General features: G+C 36.9%; 15 protein-coding genes and 1 tRNA gene. 7 read left to right on the forward strand and 9 right to left on the reverse strand.

What is annotated here, in order from left to right; all coding sequences use genetic code 11:
- Positions 1 to 9: 9 nt before the first annotated feature.
- Positions 10 to 462 (reverse strand): hypothetical protein, encoded by a 453-nt coding sequence (locus PMN2A_RS06525; RefSeq protein ID WP_011294761.1) that lies wholly within the window; start codon positions 460 to 462, stop codon positions 10 to 12.
- A gap of 124 nt (positions 463 to 586) precedes the next feature.
- The gene (locus PMN2A_RS06530) at positions 587 to 1,144 is read right to left on the reverse strand and encodes a hypothetical protein (RefSeq protein WP_011294762.1); all 558 of its coding nucleotides are present in this window, start codon (positions 1,142 to 1,144) and stop codon (positions 587 to 589) included.
- A 107-nt stretch (positions 1,145 to 1,251) separates the two neighbouring features.
- On the opposite strand from PMN2A_RS06530, the gene PMN2A_RS06535 reads away from it, so the two are divergent.
- The 6 genes from PMN2A_RS06535 (at position 1,252) to PMN2A_RS06560 (ending at position 8,387) form a co-directional block, all read left to right on the forward strand.
- Positions 1,252 to 2,397: a histidine kinase gene (locus PMN2A_RS06535; RefSeq protein ID WP_011294763.1), complete on the forward strand. Its 1,146-nt coding sequence runs from the start codon at positions 1,252 to 1,254 to the stop codon at positions 2,395 to 2,397.
- Between the two features lie 49 nt (positions 2,398 to 2,446).
- Positions 2,447 to 2,519: transfer RNA gene (locus tag PMN2A_RS06540), tRNA-Glu, on the forward strand.
- Between the two features lie 311 nt (positions 2,520 to 2,830).
- Positions 2,831 to 3,976, forward strand: a complete 1,146-nt coding sequence (locus PMN2A_RS06545) for an FAD-binding oxidoreductase (protein WP_011294764.1) — start codon at positions 2,831 to 2,833, stop codon at positions 3,974 to 3,976.
- Between the two features lie 172 nt (positions 3,977 to 4,148).
- The gene (gene zwf, locus PMN2A_RS06550; protein ID WP_011294765.1) at positions 4,149 to 5,672 is read left to right on the forward strand and encodes a glucose-6-phosphate dehydrogenase; all 1,524 of its coding nucleotides are present in this window, start codon (positions 4,149 to 4,151) and stop codon (positions 5,670 to 5,672) included.
- 38 nt (positions 5,673 to 5,710) lie between these two features.
- A complete protein-coding gene (locus tag PMN2A_RS06555; protein WP_011294766.1) occupies positions 5,711 to 7,018 on the forward strand; it encodes a glucose-6-phosphate dehydrogenase assembly protein OpcA in 1,308 nt (435 codons plus the stop codon).
- A 13-nt stretch (positions 7,019 to 7,031) separates the two neighbouring features.
- Positions 7,032 to 8,387 carry a cobyrinate a,c-diamide synthase gene (locus PMN2A_RS06560; RefSeq protein WP_011294767.1) on the forward strand — a complete coding sequence of 452 codons (1,356 nt, stop codon included), beginning with the start codon at positions 7,032 to 7,034 and terminating at the stop codon, positions 8,385 to 8,387.
- A 34-nt stretch (positions 8,388 to 8,421) separates the two neighbouring features.
- Here PMN2A_RS06560 and PMN2A_RS06565 read toward each other — a convergent pair whose 3' ends face one another.
- The 4 genes from PMN2A_RS06565 to folD are packed head-to-tail and all read right to left on the reverse strand — an operon-like array spanning position 8,422 to position 12,244.
- Entirely contained in the window at positions 8,422 to 9,882 is a 1,461-nt protein-coding gene (locus tag PMN2A_RS06565; RefSeq protein WP_011294768.1) for an ATP-dependent DNA helicase, read from the reverse strand.
- Positions 9,879 to 10,394, reverse strand: a complete 516-nt coding sequence (locus PMN2A_RS06570; RefSeq protein WP_011294769.1) for a divergent PAP2 family protein — start codon at positions 10,392 to 10,394, stop codon at positions 9,879 to 9,881. Before PMN2A_RS06570 ends, PMN2A_RS06565 begins: the two co-directional genes overlap by 4 nt.
- Positions 10,391 to 11,290 (reverse strand): geranylgeranyl diphosphate synthase CrtE, encoded by a 900-nt coding sequence (crtE, locus tag PMN2A_RS06575; RefSeq protein ID WP_011294770.1) that lies wholly within the window; start codon positions 11,288 to 11,290, stop codon positions 10,391 to 10,393. Before crtE ends, PMN2A_RS06570 begins: the two co-directional genes overlap by 4 nt.
- Positions 11,291 to 11,332: 42 nt before the next feature.
- Positions 11,333 to 12,244, reverse strand: coding sequence for a bifunctional methylenetetrahydrofolate dehydrogenase/methenyltetrahydrofolate cyclohydrolase FolD (gene folD, locus PMN2A_RS06580; protein ID WP_011294771.1), 912 nt, complete (start codon positions 12,242 to 12,244; stop codon positions 11,333 to 11,335).
- A 68-nt stretch (positions 12,245 to 12,312) separates the two neighbouring features.
- On the opposite strand from folD, the gene PMN2A_RS06585 reads away from it, so the two are divergent.
- Positions 12,313 to 14,400 carry an HDIG domain-containing metalloprotein gene (locus tag PMN2A_RS06585; protein ID WP_011294772.1) on the forward strand — a complete coding sequence of 696 codons (2,088 nt, stop codon included), beginning with the start codon at positions 12,313 to 12,315 and terminating at the stop codon, positions 14,398 to 14,400.
- Positions 14,401 to 14,434: 34 nt separating this feature from the next.
- Here PMN2A_RS06585 and PMN2A_RS06590 read toward each other — a convergent pair whose 3' ends face one another.
- The 3 genes from PMN2A_RS06590 to PMN2A_RS06600 all read right to left on the reverse strand — a co-directional run bounded on the left by PMN2A_RS06590 (position 14,435) and on the right by PMN2A_RS06600 (position 16,859).
- A complete protein-coding gene (locus PMN2A_RS06590) occupies positions 14,435 to 14,812 on the reverse strand; it encodes a hypothetical protein (RefSeq protein WP_011294773.1) in 378 nt (125 codons plus the stop codon).
- Between the two features lie 65 nt (positions 14,813 to 14,877).
- Entirely contained in the window at positions 14,878 to 15,117 is a 240-nt protein-coding gene (locus tag PMN2A_RS06595; RefSeq protein ID WP_011294774.1) for a hypothetical protein, read from the reverse strand.
- Between the two features lie 122 nt (positions 15,118 to 15,239).
- Positions 15,240 to 16,859 (reverse strand): 2-isopropylmalate synthase, encoded by a 1,620-nt coding sequence (locus tag PMN2A_RS06600; RefSeq protein ID WP_011294775.1) that lies wholly within the window; start codon positions 16,857 to 16,859, stop codon positions 15,240 to 15,242.
- Positions 16,860 to 16,965: the final 106 nt, after the last annotated feature.

Consider the following 16,965-nt stretch of genomic DNA (forward strand, 5'->3'; position numbering starts at 1 on the left):
TAATTAGAATTATTTATTTTGATTTAATTGTTCAACAGTTTTTAAGAATTTTTTCTGATCTTCTTCTGGGACCATGTCAGGACAATTTTTCATAGCTCCATCAAGAAGCTGCAATATCGCTCCATTATAAATATTTTTGTCTGGTATTTTATCTTTTCCTAATTCTTTAATTAGCCCACCATGTCTACTCGAGATAAGCAATGCATAATTTTTTGCTGCTAAGGAAATAGCCTTTGGAAATTCAACTTCAATCTGTCTTGCCATACAGAGATAGCTAATTCCTATTTGTCTGTATAAAAAGATATCTTCATCAGTAGCAGGAATAAAACTAACTTCCTTCTTATCAGCGCTAATTTTAGTTGGATTAGATTCTGACTTTATTGAGGAACTACAACTTGATAAAAATATTGAAGCGGCAAAAACAGAAATAGCCAAGATTGTTTTTATTGGAGATTTTTTCATTTTTCTCAAGTGATTTTAGTCCATAAAAAAAATCTGATGAAAAAAAATTTATTAAAAAATCTTTACTTTCAGATAAGATATATATCATACAATAGGGCCCATATAAATAGATTTTATAAAGTCATTAGTTGGGATTCTTAACCCTTATCTCATGGTGATTCTCAACTATTTTCAACTTATCATTAAACCAACTATAAATCGTTCTGGATCTAAATTTATCTTGGTCTATTAAGCGAGTATGTTCTAATACGTGCCAGTTATCATAATTAGACTCAAAGATCAACTCATGTTCATCAACTTGCCTAATATTTGATATCCCTGAAGAATCAGATAAATAAGAGCAATCACGAATTAATTGATGGCCTTGTAATCGAGCAGTTATTTCACCCTCACTTTTATAATTTGGCTTTTTAATAAAAAAATCTTTTTGATCTTCGCACCACCAATTAAACCGATAGCTTTCAAATTCCAAATCACTTTGAATTAACTTACTTACATTTATATACATTTCCAAATTAATAGCCTCTTCTTCATCAAAAAAATATTGTCTTTTAGAATGCCATAAACCAATATTTCGACCAAACCACCTCCTTAAACTACTATCAAAATCAATTCTAAGTCTATCGATACCTACTGAAGATTTTGTAGTTCTTCCAATACCAGATGTATGAGAAATAGCCATTTTCTGGAACTGAGAAAATTTAAAAGGTATCTCTTAATTATTAGCTAATTCCTAAAACGAGTCTCATTACCTTAAGGTATGCGTAATTATTTAGATTGCTCGACACTGTGGATAGTGCCGAAGCTAACGACAGACGGCAGTTAAAACTGTTGCTTGTGGCATCTCGCCACCATCTCTCAAGGAGTGATATTCGTTTGTCAATTGAATATTTAGAAAGAGAAGATTATGGATTTAACGTCACTCTAGATTTTTCAGATCCCTCTGAAAACCCAGAATTACTTGAACTTTATAGATTAGTAGCTCTTCCTGCACTAATAAAATTAAAACCTTCGCCTAGACAAGTATTTGCTGGGAGTTCAATTTTTGAACAAGTTAAAACATGGGTCCCAAGATGGCAACACGAAGGATTAAGTAACTCAATAGGAATAAGTCTTAGAGGCAAAACAATTGAATCCGATCAAACACAAAAAGAACTTTTACTAGAGGATGACCTACTAGTTCTTAGACAAGAAAATGAGACACTCACTAAAAAAATACATTCCCAAGAAAGCCTACTGAGAATGGTTGCTCATGAATTGAGAACTCCATTAACAGCCGCTGGTTTAGCTCTTCAAAGCCAAAAACTTGGTCAAATCAGCATGACTAAGTTTCAAGACGTCCTTAAGAGAAGGCTTGAAGAAATTGAAATACTTTCTAAGGACTTATTAGAGGTTGGCAGTACTCGTTGGGAAACTTTATTTAATCCTCAAAAAGTTGATCTTGCAAGCATATCTGCTGAAGCAATTCTCGAGCTTGAAAAGCAATGGCTTAATCGCAAAATAAAAATAAACACCGATATTCCAACTGATTTGCCATCCGTTTTTGCAGATCAAAGAAGAATGATGCAGGTTTTGTTAAACCTCATTGAAAATGCTTTGAAATTTTCCGAGGACGAAGGTGAGATTTTTATAACAATGCTTCACAGAACAAATCAATGGGTTGAAGTAATTGTTCGAGATAATGGGCCTGGTATCCCCCAAGAAGAGCAACAAAGAATATTTGTTGATCGAGTGAGGCTTCCACAAACTTCTCAAGAGACAATCGGCTTTGGCATTGGTCTTTCAGTTTGTAGAAGAATTGTTGAAGTTCATGGAGGTAAGATCTGGGTGGTTTCTAAACCAACTGAAGGTGCATGTTTCTATTTCACTGTTCCTGTATGGCGTGGCCAAGATAAGGTTCAAGAAGCCTTGACGAGTGGCAACGCGGGCCCGTAACTTTTATTTGTGATAACAATTACTTATTGAGTGATTTATCACTGCATCTGGCCCCATCGTCTAGAGGCCTAGGACACCTCCCTTTCACGGAGGCGACAGGGGTTCGAATCCCCTTGGGGCTATAAATAAAATTTCTTTAAATTTAAAAATTTTATGAGGGAAAACATTGTCAGTTTTTCTCAACCTTTGATTAGATACACATAAGTAGTCCATTCGTAATCCCTTTTTTTTTACTGAAACATTACATAAAAAATAATATTCGGATAATCAGAAAAAAATAACTAATCCCTAAAACTCTCTTAAATATTGGGATCCAAGAAAAGAAATGATCTTGTGACGGTCTCAAAAGGTGAACTTAAAAATTAGTAATATCAAGATAAAACAGCTAAAAGTTACCACTTCTTGGTAATCTCACTTTCTAATTTAAGTTTTTATGGCTTACTCAGAGACAAAAGTAGTACTTGGCGGTCTTGCACATATTCCTATAATTATCGGTTTTTTCTACCTAATTCGCAGGCAATATTCATTTGGTGCAATGCTGCGAACTGGTAAGAATGCTCTAAGCGAGAAAGTAACCAAGGCTACTCCTGCCAAAGCTGCTACTCCTGCCAAAGCTGCTACTCCTGCCAAAGCTGCTACTCCTGCCAAAGCTGCTACTCCTTCAAAAGCTTCTGCGGCAAAGAAACCTCATGCAGATGTACCGGTTAATACCTACAAACCAAAAGCACCTTTCACCGGAACAGTAACTGAAAATTATTCCGCACTTAAGGAAGGAGCAATTGGAAAAGTACAACATATAACTTTTGATCTTTCTGGAGGAGACCCTGACTTTAAATATGTTGAGGGTCAAAGTTGCGGCATACTTGCTGCAGGTGAAGATGCGAAAGGCAAACCCCATAGACCGAGACTTTATTCAATTGCAAGTACTAGATATGGTGATAACTTTGCAGGAAATACACTCTCATTATGTGTTCGCCAACTTCAGTACGAAAAAGATGGTGAAACTATAAATGGAGTTTGCTCTACTTATTTATGCAACCTATCCCCTGGGGATAAGGTCAAAATCAGTGGGCCTGTAGGGAAAGAAATGCTTCTTCCTGAAGAAGAAGATTCAAACATAATAATGCTTGCTACAGGTACTGGTATAGCTCCAATGAGGGCATATCTTAGAAGAATGTTTGAACCTACTGAAATAGAAAAACATCAGTGGAATTTCAAAGGAAAAGCTTGGTTATTTATGGGTGCACCTAAGACAGCAAACTTGCTTTATGATGCTGATTTTGAGCACTACAAATCAAAGTTCCCTGAAAATCTTAGATACACAAAAGCTATATCTAGAGAACAGAACAATACAAAAGGAGGAAGAATGTACATACAAGATAGGGTCCTTGAACATGCAGAAGAAATATTCGACATGATTGAGAATCCTAAAACTCACATTTACTTGTGTGGATTAAAAGGAATGGAGCCAGGTATAGATGAGGCAATGACAACAGCGGCTTCTGCAAAAGGTTTAGATTGGTCTGAACTTAGACCTAAACTTAGAAAAGCAGGCAGATGGCATGCTGAAACTTACTAGATAAATAAAAAGTCTGGAAAGCGATAATTATTAATTACTTTATAAATATTTTTTCTATATTTAACTAATCAATATCAATTTTGTTTTTAGGCATCCGTCCACCAAAAATGGAGGAATGTATGGAAGCAACTTGAATTTAATATTTCTCATCTGATTGGCAAGGAATTTATTAATGAGCATGCCAGTAACAAATCCATTGAGAATAGGGCTTCGCCAAGAGCGAGTAGTACCTCCTCAATGTCTGGTTATATTTGGGGCCTCTGGAGATCTAACACACAGGAAACTAGTTCCTGCTCTATTTGAACTCTTTAAGCAAAGAAGATTACCAAGTGAGTTTGCCATTTTAGGCTGTGCGAGAAGACCTTGGACTGATGAAATATTTAAAGAAAAAATGGAAGAAGCTCTTTCTTCTCAAATAAAAGAAAGTCCAAAAGAGTGGGAATTATTTTCTCAAAATCTTTTTTATGAGCCTGTAGATCTGCAACAACCTGAACACCTAGTAAAACTTGGAGAAAGACTTGAAATAATTGACAAGCTAAAAGCGACTCACGGTCATCGAACTTTTTACCTTTCAGTATCTCCAAAGTTCTATGGAAGTGGATGCAGAGCTTTAGCTGCAGCTGGATTATTGAAAGATCCAAAACGAAGTAGGGTCGTAATCGAAAAACCCTTTGGAAGAGATTTCAATAGCGCTCAGTCACTCAATTCTCTCGTTCAGGGATGTGCCCAAGAAAGTCAAATATTTCGAATAGATCATTATTTGGGTAAAGAAACAGTTCAAAATATTCTTGTTCTCCGATTTGCAAACACGATCTTTGAACCTATTTGGAATAGAAATTATATATCGAGTGTTCAAATTACCAGTTCTGAAACAGTTGGAGTTGAAGATCGAGCTGGATATTACGAATCTTCAGGCGCCTTAAGAGATATGGTTCAAAATCATCTAACTCAAATGCTTGCTCTAACAGCAATGGAACCACCTGGGCATTTTGATCCAGAAGCCATAAGGAATGAAAAAGCTAAGGTTCTTCAGGCAGTTAAGCTTGCGAATGAAGAAAAGCCTTGGGAATGTTGCGTTAGAGGTCAATACTCAAAGGGAGGTAGCGATGAAGAACCACTCCTAGGTTACAGAGATGAACCAGGTGTTGATCCAAACAGCACAACCGAAACATATGTAGCTATGAAGCTTTTCATAGATAATTGGAGATGGCAGGGGGTCCCTTTTTATGTAAGGACTGGAAAACGTTTAGCTAAAAGGCTTAGTGAGGTTGTTCTCACATTTAGAGAAGCACCTGTTCACCTTTTTGATGCTGCAGGTGGGTGCCCAACTTCAAACCAATTAATTCTTAGAATTCAACCCAACGAAGGGGCTGAATTTAGTTTTGAGGTTAAATCTCCAGGGTCAGGGATGAGAAGTAGACCTGTAAATATGGAGTTTTCCTATGATGAATCCTTTGGAGAGCCATCAGATGAAGGTTATGTGAGACTCCTTGCTGATGCAATGCTCGGAGATCCAACATTGTTTACTCGAAGCGATGAAGTAGAGGCTGCTTGGCGTTTATATACTCCTCTACTTGAAAAGATTGAGGATTCTCCTTGGGAATTACCTATTTATCCTTATGAATCAAGGACATGGGGGCCGACTGAATCAGACTTACTTATTGGCAAAGATCAACTTCTATGGAGAAGACCTTGAAAAAATTGAATCCAATTCTTTTATTTGAACCAAATTAGATGTCTCCTCAATTAACCCTACAAACACCCCTTCAGTTACCTCCAACTGAAATTCCTACCTATCTTGAGCAACTATGGTCTCATGATGAGCGAGGAGATAAAGGAGCCAACACTTTTTGTTTAATTGTCTGGCAACCTGCTTGGATTGAACAAAAGCTCGTCAAAACTGGGCATATATCTGGACCCATAGTAGGGAATCAAAGAAATGACCTTATAGAAGCTGCAAGAGAAATCATCTTAAAAGGTGATCTTCCTAACAGTACTTCACCACTAGATTTTAGAGTTCAATCCTCAATTCATGGCGAAGAGTTAATTGAAAATGTAGACGACCTAAGGGGACAACACATTGACACCTCAATTAGTAATTTGCAACCCCGAAGATTAATAACTATTGCACCAACTATTGACAAAGAAAATAATTTAGAAACTTTAGTAGCAGCATATTGCCCACTTCCCGAAGAAAGCGGAGGCAAAACAGCATGCGGCGACGTGATTGTTTTAAGAGGCAATAAAGCTGCTATCAATGATGGGCTTGAAATTGTAGAGAATCTTGTTCCCGAGGAACTTCCATCTTGGCTGTGGTGGAATGGAAGAATTGATGAGGCTCCTGAATTCCTCAATGCACTATCTCTCCCAAATCGAAGATTAATTGTTGATACTGCACTTGGTGAACCAATAGTCTGCTTAAATTTATTGCTTCAAAGAATCCAATCTGGACAAGCTGTTAACGACCTAAATTGGCTTCGCCTTAGAGGTTGGAGAGAAACCTTAGCGATGGTATTTGATCCTCTTCAAAGAAGAAATGCCCTTGAAAATTTACAAAAAATTGATATAGATATTGAGGGCACACAAACAGTTCAAGGTCTTTTACTTGCTGCATGGATTGCCGATCGTCTCAACTGGAAACTAGAAAGTAGTATCTCCTCAAAGAAAGATCAACTGAAAGTAAATTTTCTTCGTCCTGACAAAATTCTTGTTCAAGTTGGTATAACTTCTCTACCAATTGGTAAGCCAAGCATAAATCCTGGTCAAATAGTTGGTCTGAGATTAATTGCAAAAGCCAATAACAAACAAAAAAGCGATATTTGTGTAATCCTCGCATCAGAATCTGGAGAATGCATGAGATTAGAAGCGGGAGGGATGGCAAGAATGGAACTTATTGAACAAGTCGTTCCTATTCAAAAGAACTCTTTAGAAAATGATGTAGCTCGTTTACTTTCTAGTAGTAGAGGCAATACGAGTCCTTTGCTTGAGAGTGCGACACCAATAGCAAAAGAAATGCTTGATTTAGTTAATCAAGCAAACTAAATATAGTCATTAGATGGCATGCGTAATCTCTGCAATATCAAGTAACAGTGGTAAAACTCTTTTAAGTCTTCTTTTAATTTCTTGGTTAAAAAGTATAAATAAAACAGTTCAAACCTTTAAAGTTGGGCCTGATTATTTAGACCCTCAACAACTCACTGCAGTTTCAAAAAAAGCTTGTCGCAATCTAGATTTAGTTCTCTCTGGAGAAAGTTGGGTTAAAGAAAATTTCAATCACTACGGAGGCTTAACTGATTATTCGTTTGTTGAAGGGGTAATGGGATTATTCGATGGAATTGGCAGTAGCTCAAAGGGGAGCACCGCTGAGTTAGCTAAGGTTTTAAACCTGCCAGTAGTCCTTATTGTTGATGCTAGAGGGAAGGCTGCATCACTAGCAGCCTTGATAAAAGGATTTAGAGAGCACGATAAAGAATTAAAAATTGCAGGCGTTGTTCTCAACAATGTTCAAACTCCTAGACATGAAAAAATATTATTTGAGGTTCTTGATCAAATCAATATAAAGTCATTTGGTTCTCTTCCGTTATGCAAAGACTTATATCTTCCAGCAAGGGATTTAGGTTTAGCTCCGGCTCATGAAATTTTAGACTTAGATATTAAAGTTAAAAAGTGGACATCAATAGCCAAAGATTATCTAGATATAGAGAGTTTTAGAAAGCTTTTATTACCTCCAGAATCTAACAACAAAACAGTTAGCTTTTTACCAAAGAAAGAATCAGGCTTTATGCACCCAATAGCTATCGCTGAAGATGAAGCTTTCCATTTCAGGTATCAAGAAACAAAAGAATTATTAGAAGATAACGGAATGCCAACTATTACTTGGAAACCTCTTGAAAACGAACTGATCCCAAAAGAAGCTAGAGGATTAATAATACCTGGAGGTTTCCCTGAGCAACATGCACACCAATTGAGTAATTCAAGAATAAGCCTGAACTCAATAAAGATATTTTCAAAAAAGTATCCTATATACGCTGAATGTGGTGGAATGATGCTTTTAGGTGAAAGTATATTTGATATTGAAGGGAGAGAATATTCAATGGCTGGAATATTACCATTTAAGGCTAAAAAGGGTAATTTAAAAATTGGTTATCGAGAAGCAACAAGTAAAAACAAAAGTCCTATTACCACTCTTGGCAGTAAGTTAATAGGACATGAATTTCATCGCTGGGAAATAATTAATGAACGGTATAATTCAAAAATAAATCCACTATGGGATCTTAAAGGATGGAATATGGAGATTAAAAATGAAGGTTTTTGTAATCATTTAATTCATGCAAGCTGGGTACATCTGCATTGGGCAAGTTCGCCTCTTATTCTAGAAAATTGGAAAAGAAGTGTTATGAATAAGGTCTAAAGCAAATCTATTTGTATAAATAACATTTTACAAATCAATCCATTAATAATTTCTCTAAAAGAGCTTGATTCATCTTGCTTTTATTATCACCAACGATCCATACTCCTTTACTCGCTCTGCTTACAGCAACATATACAAGCCTTCTTCTAAATTCAAGATCTTTCGGCCAAAAGGCATCAGAAGTTATAAACACTTCTCCAAAAGTACTTCCTTGACTCCTGTGTATTGTAAGTACGGAAGCAGGACCTAAAGAGGCGAATGAATCTCTGATAAAAAAGAAAAGTTTCCAAGTCGAGGCACTATTTTTTCGTCCTCTCTCTCTTGCCAAATTGCTCAATTCATTCAAAGAAAGATCCAAATCTTTACGAGCTTTAGAACCTATTTGAGGCATTAACCTCAAAGAAAATTCTTTTTGATCGCAGTTAACTTTAGCTACCTGAGTTTCAATAACTGGTAAAGGGTTTTCAAAATCTTGATGGATTCCTAAAGAGGCCAAGTCAAAACTATTTGGAATAACATCTTCTACCACCATCTCTCTATTGGAACTAATCAAAATATCTGGTTCTTCACCCAGCTCATCCACATTTAAAGACGCATTTACCATTACAGCTTTACGGCTTATTAAAACCTCTCCAGGTAAAACCTGATATTGATCTGCCATCTCACCATGTATAGCTCTTCTTGCATGAGGAACTAAATTATCAACAATACGGTTCGTATAACACAAAATTCTTGCTCTATCGTGATCATCCTCTAAGGAAGATAACCTCAATGCTAATTTAGCTCTTTCAAGCCAACTTGTTCTATCTAATATTCCAACATTACCTTTCTTAGAATTAATAACCTTTACTAATGGTGGTTGCATACAAGGGATTTGCCCGTCTCTAATTACTTTTGCCAATTTCAGAACAGGCCCTTGATGACGAACAACTTCCCTAAGTTCAGTATTTACAGCTCTTTTCATTAAAAAAACTGAGCTAGTACTTTCTCCCACTGGTGGTAGTTGAGCAGGATCGCCAACAAAAACCAAACGAGTCGAATTGCATCTTGCGCATTCAAGAGTTATCTCCAATAATTTGGAATCAATCATTGATGCTTCATCAATTAAAACAAGTCCTAAATTCTCCAAAGAGCTCTCTGTTTGATCTGTTTTTTCACATATTTCTATATCCGCCTGTCTCTTTAACTTAAGTCGAAGCAAACGGTGAATAGTAGAGGGGAACCATGTGGGTTGAATAGATTCATTTTTCAACCCCTCCCTTAGTACACCTACCGCTTTATGAGTTGGTGCAACTACTGTCCAACACAAACCTAACTGATCGACCTTTTTTAATAATTTCATCGATAAATATGTTTTTCCGCTACCTGCAAAGCCTTTCATTACAAAGGGCTTAAAGGAATACGGGGCCTCTAGCCATTCACAGAAAATTTGAAGAGATTTTTCTTGATCCTTAGTTAAAACAACACGATCTTCTTTTGGTTTTACCTCTTTCACAAAGAAACTAATCCAATCATTTGCAAAATATGCAGAGGGGAACCAATGAAAAAAATACCTGGTAAAGCAACAATTGGTCCAAGAATACTTCCTACCAATACCTCAATTTTTGTGTGCCCTAATGATTCTTTCAAAGTAGTTTCTGATGATAATTCGTTGGAATTATCTTTTAAAATTTGATTGACTTTAGCTGCTGTTAAGCCTGCCGACCTTCTTATGCCCGAAGCGTCGTACATCACAATAAAAGCAATTGTTGAAGCCAAAGCAAATACTGGATCATTAAAACCAAGCTGAAGTCCAATTCCTGCAGCAGTTCCTGTTACCAAAGCCGAGTGACTGGAAGGCATACCTCCTGTTTCAATAAGTACTGACGGTCTCCACCGTTGCTTAAAAATTAATTCGAATAATAATTTAGAAAATTGAGCAAGACCACATGCTGCTAACCCCCAAGCCAATACAGCATTATCAAGAATATAAATAAATTGAAATTCGAAAGCTGAATTAAGATTCATCTATCTCTACTTGTAATGTAATCAGCCAATGCAAGAAGAGGTTTTGATTTTTCTGGCCAAGGATCAAGAGCACTTTTTGCTTTAGCTACTAAAAGATCTGCTCTCCTTCTTGATTCATCAAGACCAAGTAATTTGGGGTAAGTAGTCTTATCAGCAATTAAATCCTTTCCTGCCGTTTTTCCCAATACTTCACTACTTGCAGTTACATCAAGAATGTCATCAATTATTTGGAATGCCAATCCAATCCCTCTCGCATAGATACTTAGTGCCTCTAGGAGTTTCTCATCAGCTCCGCCAATCAATGCTCCGCAAGTGACACATGCCTTAAGCAGAGCTCCTGTTTTATGAAGGTGAATGTACTCCAAAGTTTCTAAATCAACTTCTTTCCCTTCACAATCGAGATCAACTACTTGTCCTCCAACAAGCCCAGGAGCCCCTGCCGCTAAAGAAAGCTCACCAATTATTTTCAATAGTCTCTCTGAAGGTATTCCCTCTGTTCGAATTGACACCATCTCAAAAGCTCTGGTCAATAGAGCATCTCCAGCAAGTATGGCCACCGCATCTCCGTAAACCTTGTGATTAGTTGGACGCCCTCGACGAAGATCATCATTATCCATTGAAGGCAGATCATCATGGATAAGAGACATTGTATGAATCATTTCCAGAGCGACTGCTGTTGGCAATGCTTTTTCAAGTTCGCCTCCAGCGAGTTCGCAGGCAGCAAGACAAAGTATTGGTCTCAATCTCTTCCCTCCCGCTAAAAGGGAATAGCGCATAGATTCCCTTAATTTTTCTGGCTTTTCAGGGCCCAGAGACGCATCCAGCGCATCTTCAACGCGAGTTCTAGCTTTCTCTAGATACTCAGCGAAGTCAAAAGAAGCGATTGCTTCCTGCATGCAAAAATTCGATTCTTACCAATTCTCTCAGGACATTGTGATTCATGGAAGTAAATGACTAATAGTTAAAGGTAATCCACAATGTTTCTGCCACCTATCAACAGTATTTGCTAGAAGCATTGTTACTGTCATAGGCCCTACACCGCCTGGGACAGGAGAATAAGCAGCTACTTTATCTTCAATTTCAAATATCTTTACATCTCCACAAAGTTTAGTCTTTTTGAGCTCTTTCATATTTTCTTCATCAGGCGGAAGTCTATGAATGCCTACATCAATAACAACGCAATTCTCACTTACATGATTTTCCCCAATCAAATAGGGCTTGCCAGCTGCTACTACTAGTAAATCTGCCTCCTTTGTCAAAGAAGGTAAATCTTTAGTTTTTGAGTGAGCAATCGTGACAGTGGCATTTGCAGCTTCAAGCATTAAAGCCATTGGCTTACCAACAAGAATACTGCGTCCAACTACAACAGCTCTTTTCCCTTCGATTTTAATTTGATTTCGCTCAAGCAGAGACATAACACCAGCAGGGGTGCATGATCTTGGGCCTTTTTCTCCCTTTATTAATCTTCCTAAGTTCAAAGGATGTAGACCATCAGCATCCTTATCAGGATCAATACTCCTTAACAAGGCGGTCTCATCAAGGTGCGAAGGTAATGGTAGTTGCAATAAAATCCCATCTACGTTCTTTTCTTCATTCAAGCTTTTAATGATTTCTGTAAGTTCCTCCAATGAAATATCTTCTTTTAAATGCTTTGCAAAACTTCTAACACCTATTCGATCGCATGCTTTTTCCTTGTAATTGACATAAACTCCACTGGCAGGATCATCCCCAACCCTAAGAACAGCAAGACCAGGACGACGTTTCGCAACTTCAAGACCAGATTCGATAGCCTGTTGAAGTATGAGTTCAATCTCCTGAGCAAGTTTTTTTCCATCTAAAATTTTTGGCATAAGTAAAATGAATACGATTTCAATTAATCAACGCTCTAAACCTAGCGTCAGAGTAGGTGAGAAACTCTTTGGCTAAATTACCCAGTCCACAAAAAATTTGGAGGATATGGTTAGGGAGTCAATCTCCCAGACGTCCAATACTTCGCTGGTCAGCCACTGACAAGTTAGGTCTACTAATGGTCTGTCTATTAGTAGCAATATTTTCAAGTTATAAGTTACTTGCTGTTCCGGATCTCAAACCTGGAGATATTTCTCAAGTCAATGTAATAGCCCCTAGAGATGCAAAGGTAATAGACACAACGGATTTAAAAGAAAAGAAACAAGACTTAAAAGAAAGTTTTGTACAATCAATAGACAAGAATAAATCAAGTGATTTAGAAAAGACTGTCTCCAAGAAAATCAATATACTTCATACAAAAAAATACAACAATTTTGGAATCGATTTCAATGAATTCAACATAACAAAGCCAGAGAAAGATTGGATATTAAATGTTAAAGATAATGAATGGGAAGAATGGAAAGAAGAGATCAAAAATGTTTCAAAAAAAATGCTTTCTCAGGGAATTATTAATACACTTGCACTTGATCAACTTAATGAAGCCTCTTCACTTCAATTAATAGATTTAGGTGAGAAAGATTCTCCAAATAGAACATTAGGTGCAAAAATATTATCAAGTAGTTTTCATCAAAAAAGTAATTTAAAAGTTGATAAACTAAAAACTAATATATTAATCGAAAATCTAATCAATCAAGAAGGTATAAACACAATAAATGTTAAAGAAGGCAGTATAATATCAAGAAAAGGTAAGCCAATAACTTCACAAGAGTTTGATATCCTAGAACATTTTAATAAAGTAAGTCGAAGTCCTAGGCCCTTAAAGTGGTTAATTACTTTCTCAGAATCCATGGGAAGTTGTGGATTACTTCTTATGATTATGAGAAGAGAAAAGCCTAGACTTCAGGCTAGGCATGGATTACTATCCTTAACTTTATTACTTGTAGTTCAACTAACAAAAGATTGGCTTGGGCCTATAGCAAGTCCAATGCAATTAATATTACCTCCCACTTTGCTTCTTTCTCAAGGGATAGGCACAATAACATCATTGGCTTGGATGGCTGCTGCTAGTCTGATTTGGCCATCATCTCTTGGTGAATCAAGTGAAGTCAGACTAATAATTGCTTGTATCGCTGGTTCATTTATTGCATTTTTAGGCAGAAGGATGAGAAGCCGAGCACAGGTTCTTCAAATAGCTGTATTTATTCCTTTTGGGGCATTATTAGGGCAATGGTTTATTCTTAATCAGGTAATTAAAGAAAATAATATAGAATTTAACAATCTATCTATTGATCCTAATTCTCTTTTTAATGAGACCATTATTATTAGTTCAATATTAATGGTAACAATATTAATTATTCCTATTCTAGAAAATACATTTGGATTACTTACTAGAGCAAGATTAATGGAACTTGCTGATCAAGAACGTCCTTTACTTCGCAGATTATCTAGAGAAGCTCCAGGGACGTTTGAACATACTTTAACAATTTTGAGCCTTGCCGAGGAAGGAGCAAGAGTCATTGGAGCTGATGTTGACTTAATAAGAACTGGGGCTCTCTACCATGATGTAGGGAAATTGCATGCTCCAAATTGGTTTATTGAAAATCAGAAAGATGGAATAAACCCACACGATGAAATAAAAAACCCATATAAAAGTGCCGATATTCTTCAAGCCCATGTCGATGAAGGATTGAAGCTTGCGAGGAAATATCGACTTCCATCTCCTATTGCTGATTTCATCCCAGAGCATCAAGGTACTTTAAAGATGGGATATTTTCTTCATAAAGCTAGAGAAAGTGATCCTTCTGCTTCTGATAAACGTTTTAGATATAAAGGCCCTATTCCTCATTCCAAAGAAACTGGAATACTCATGCTTGCAGATGGATGCGAAGCAGCATTAAGAGCTCTTGACTCTTCTTCTTCAGATAAAGATGCATGCAAAACAGTTAGAAAGATCATCCAATCTCGTCAGGTTGACGGTCAATTAGAAGAAAGTAGTTTAACGAGAGCAGAAATAGAAATAATTCTTAGAGCTTTTGTCTCTGTATGGAGGAGAATGCGTCACAGACGCTTAAAATACCCAAGCTTCAATCCAAGGTGATAATCAAAAGACTTTTTGAAATCTTTAATATGAGTTAGAGCCTTATTCTTCTATGTCCTCTTCTACACCAGTAGATCAGAGCTAATAAATTAAGCAGAGAGATTAGTAATGTCAAACCACTTATTCCAAAAATATCATTAACTTTAATTAGTCTGATTATTCCATAAGGCAAAGTTCCTGAAAGAGTCATTGACAAAGCAACTATTGATAAAATTACCCCCCATCCTCTTTGAGCAAATAGACCTGCTGAAGCAACAATTCCAGTTACGGCAGCTGGCCAAGCAAGACTAATAGCAAGAGTGATATTGGCTGTTTGAAGGGGAGGTCCTGATCCAACTACTAAAGCAATAAAAGGAATCGCAAGTATATTTGAGATCAAACCAAACCAAGTAAGCGTCCAGTAGCCGCGCATTCCTTAATCCCCTTAAAAAACTATTCTCTTAAAAAAAATCATAAAAATGATATTAATAATTTAATTTACGCGAGAGAAGGTTGCAAACAATTAGCTGGATAGCAAACGGTTCTCCATGTACCATTTCCTGCAAGAACTTGTACACCAATACCTCTATCTTTGATAGTGCAACTCAACCCTTGTCCAGTGCACCAAATTTTTGCGGCTTTAAGTGCTGCATCAATAGTTTCATATGGCGCATCAAGGACGTGATGAGGTGATCCATCTAATCGAGTAAGTCGGTAAAGATTTCTTTTTAAAGCCATTTATGTGCGCCTATCTAATTGTCACATCACATATTAATCATTGATTCATAGATTAGTGCAATTTAACTTAAAAAAATTTACGGAAAGCTTTTAAAGATAGTTAATGAAAGCTAACTAGGTTATCAAATCCCTTTTTTTTCTACCTTAGCCAAATCATGTTGTGGATGAATGGATTTCCTTCCATGAGCAGCTACTAATCTATTAAGGGCATTTATGTATGCTTGAGCAGCGGCAACAACAACGTCAGTATCTGCAGAATGGCCAGAAAAGAGATTTCCATCTCTTCTTATTCTAATAGTAACTTCACCCAGAGCATCTATCCCCTCTGTAACTGACTTTACTGAGAATTCAATCAATTCATTAGGTTCTTCAGTTAGGGAATCCAATGCTCGGACTACTGCATCAACAGGACCTGTTCCAAGAGAGACGGCGGTCTTCTCCTCTCCATCTTCTCCAACAACAGTTACTGTTGCAGTTGGCATTAGAGAAGTTCCACAGCTTACTTGGACCAATTTCAATTGGAACAATGCTTCTGGAAGCTGAACTTGTTCACTAACAATGGCCTCTAGATCACGATCTGTTATCTCTCTTTTTCTATCGGCTAAATCTTTAAATCTAGCGAAAGCGTCATTAAGATCTTCTCTGTTTAAATCATATCCAAGGTCCTCTAGTCTTGCTCGAACAGCACTCCTACCACTTAATTTCCCCAAAGAAATCTTATTGTCAGACAACCCTACTGTTTTTGCATCGATAATTTCATATGTAAGCCTATTTTTCAATACTCCATCTTGGTGTATTCCAGATTCATGCGCAAAAGCGTTTGCCCCAACAATTGCTTTGTTCGGTTGTACGACCATCCCAGTCAAATTTGAAACCAAGCGAGAAGACTTAGTTATCTCCTCTGTTCTAACTGCTGTCAAAGGAGTAGGGGATTCAGGAGGCCTACCAAAAAACGGATTAAAATATGATCTTCTTACATGAAGCGCCATAATTAATTCTTCTAAAGCAGCATTACCTGCTCTCTCTCCTATTCCATTAATGGTGCATTCAAGTTGTCTCGCTCCATTCTTTACAGCTTCAAGGAAGTTTGCAACAGCAAGTCCTAAGTCGTTGTGACCATGAACTGAAAGAACTGCCTCATTGATATTTGGAACATTTTTGTTGATATTTAATATCAAATCTCCAAATTCAGAAGGGGTTATATAACCAACTGTATCTGGAATATTTATTGTATTAGCCCCTGAGGATATGGCTAGTTCTATTACTTCATACAGAAAATCTAAATCACTTCTTGCGGCATCTTCACAGGAAAATTCAACGTCATCTACAAAACTTTTAGCATAGCCAACCATATCTGGAACGATATCAAGTACTTCTTTTCTGGATTTCCTTAATTTATGTTCAAGATGAATATCACTGGTTGCAATGAAGGTATGAATCCTTTTTTTTGGGGCTGGAGCAATCGCATTGGCACAAGCTTTGATATCAGGTTTTGAGGCTCTTGAAAGTCCGCAAATGATAGGTCCTTCTTCGCCTCCTACATTCTCAGCTATTTTCTGAACTGCAGCGAAATCCCCAGGACTAGCGAAAGGGAATCCTGCCTCAATTACATCAACTCCTAATCTTGCTAATTGTTGAGCAATAGCTAACTTTTCTTCTAAATTAAGACTAGCTCCAGGAGATTGCTCTCCATCTCTTAAGGTGGTGTCAAAAATTAAAACTCGGCCCGGATCTTTGGCCATAGCATGAAATATATAAAGATAATCAGACCAGTTTAAGATCTATATGAATTGAGTTAATTGTAGTATATTTATTTTAATTATCTACAAATACTATTAGATTTCTAAT

It is taken from the genome of Prochlorococcus marinus str. NATL2A (genome assembly GCF_000012465.1).
Classification (GTDB): Bacteria; Cyanobacteriota; Cyanobacteriia; order PCC-6307; family Cyanobiaceae; genus Prochlorococcus_B; species Prochlorococcus_B marinus_B.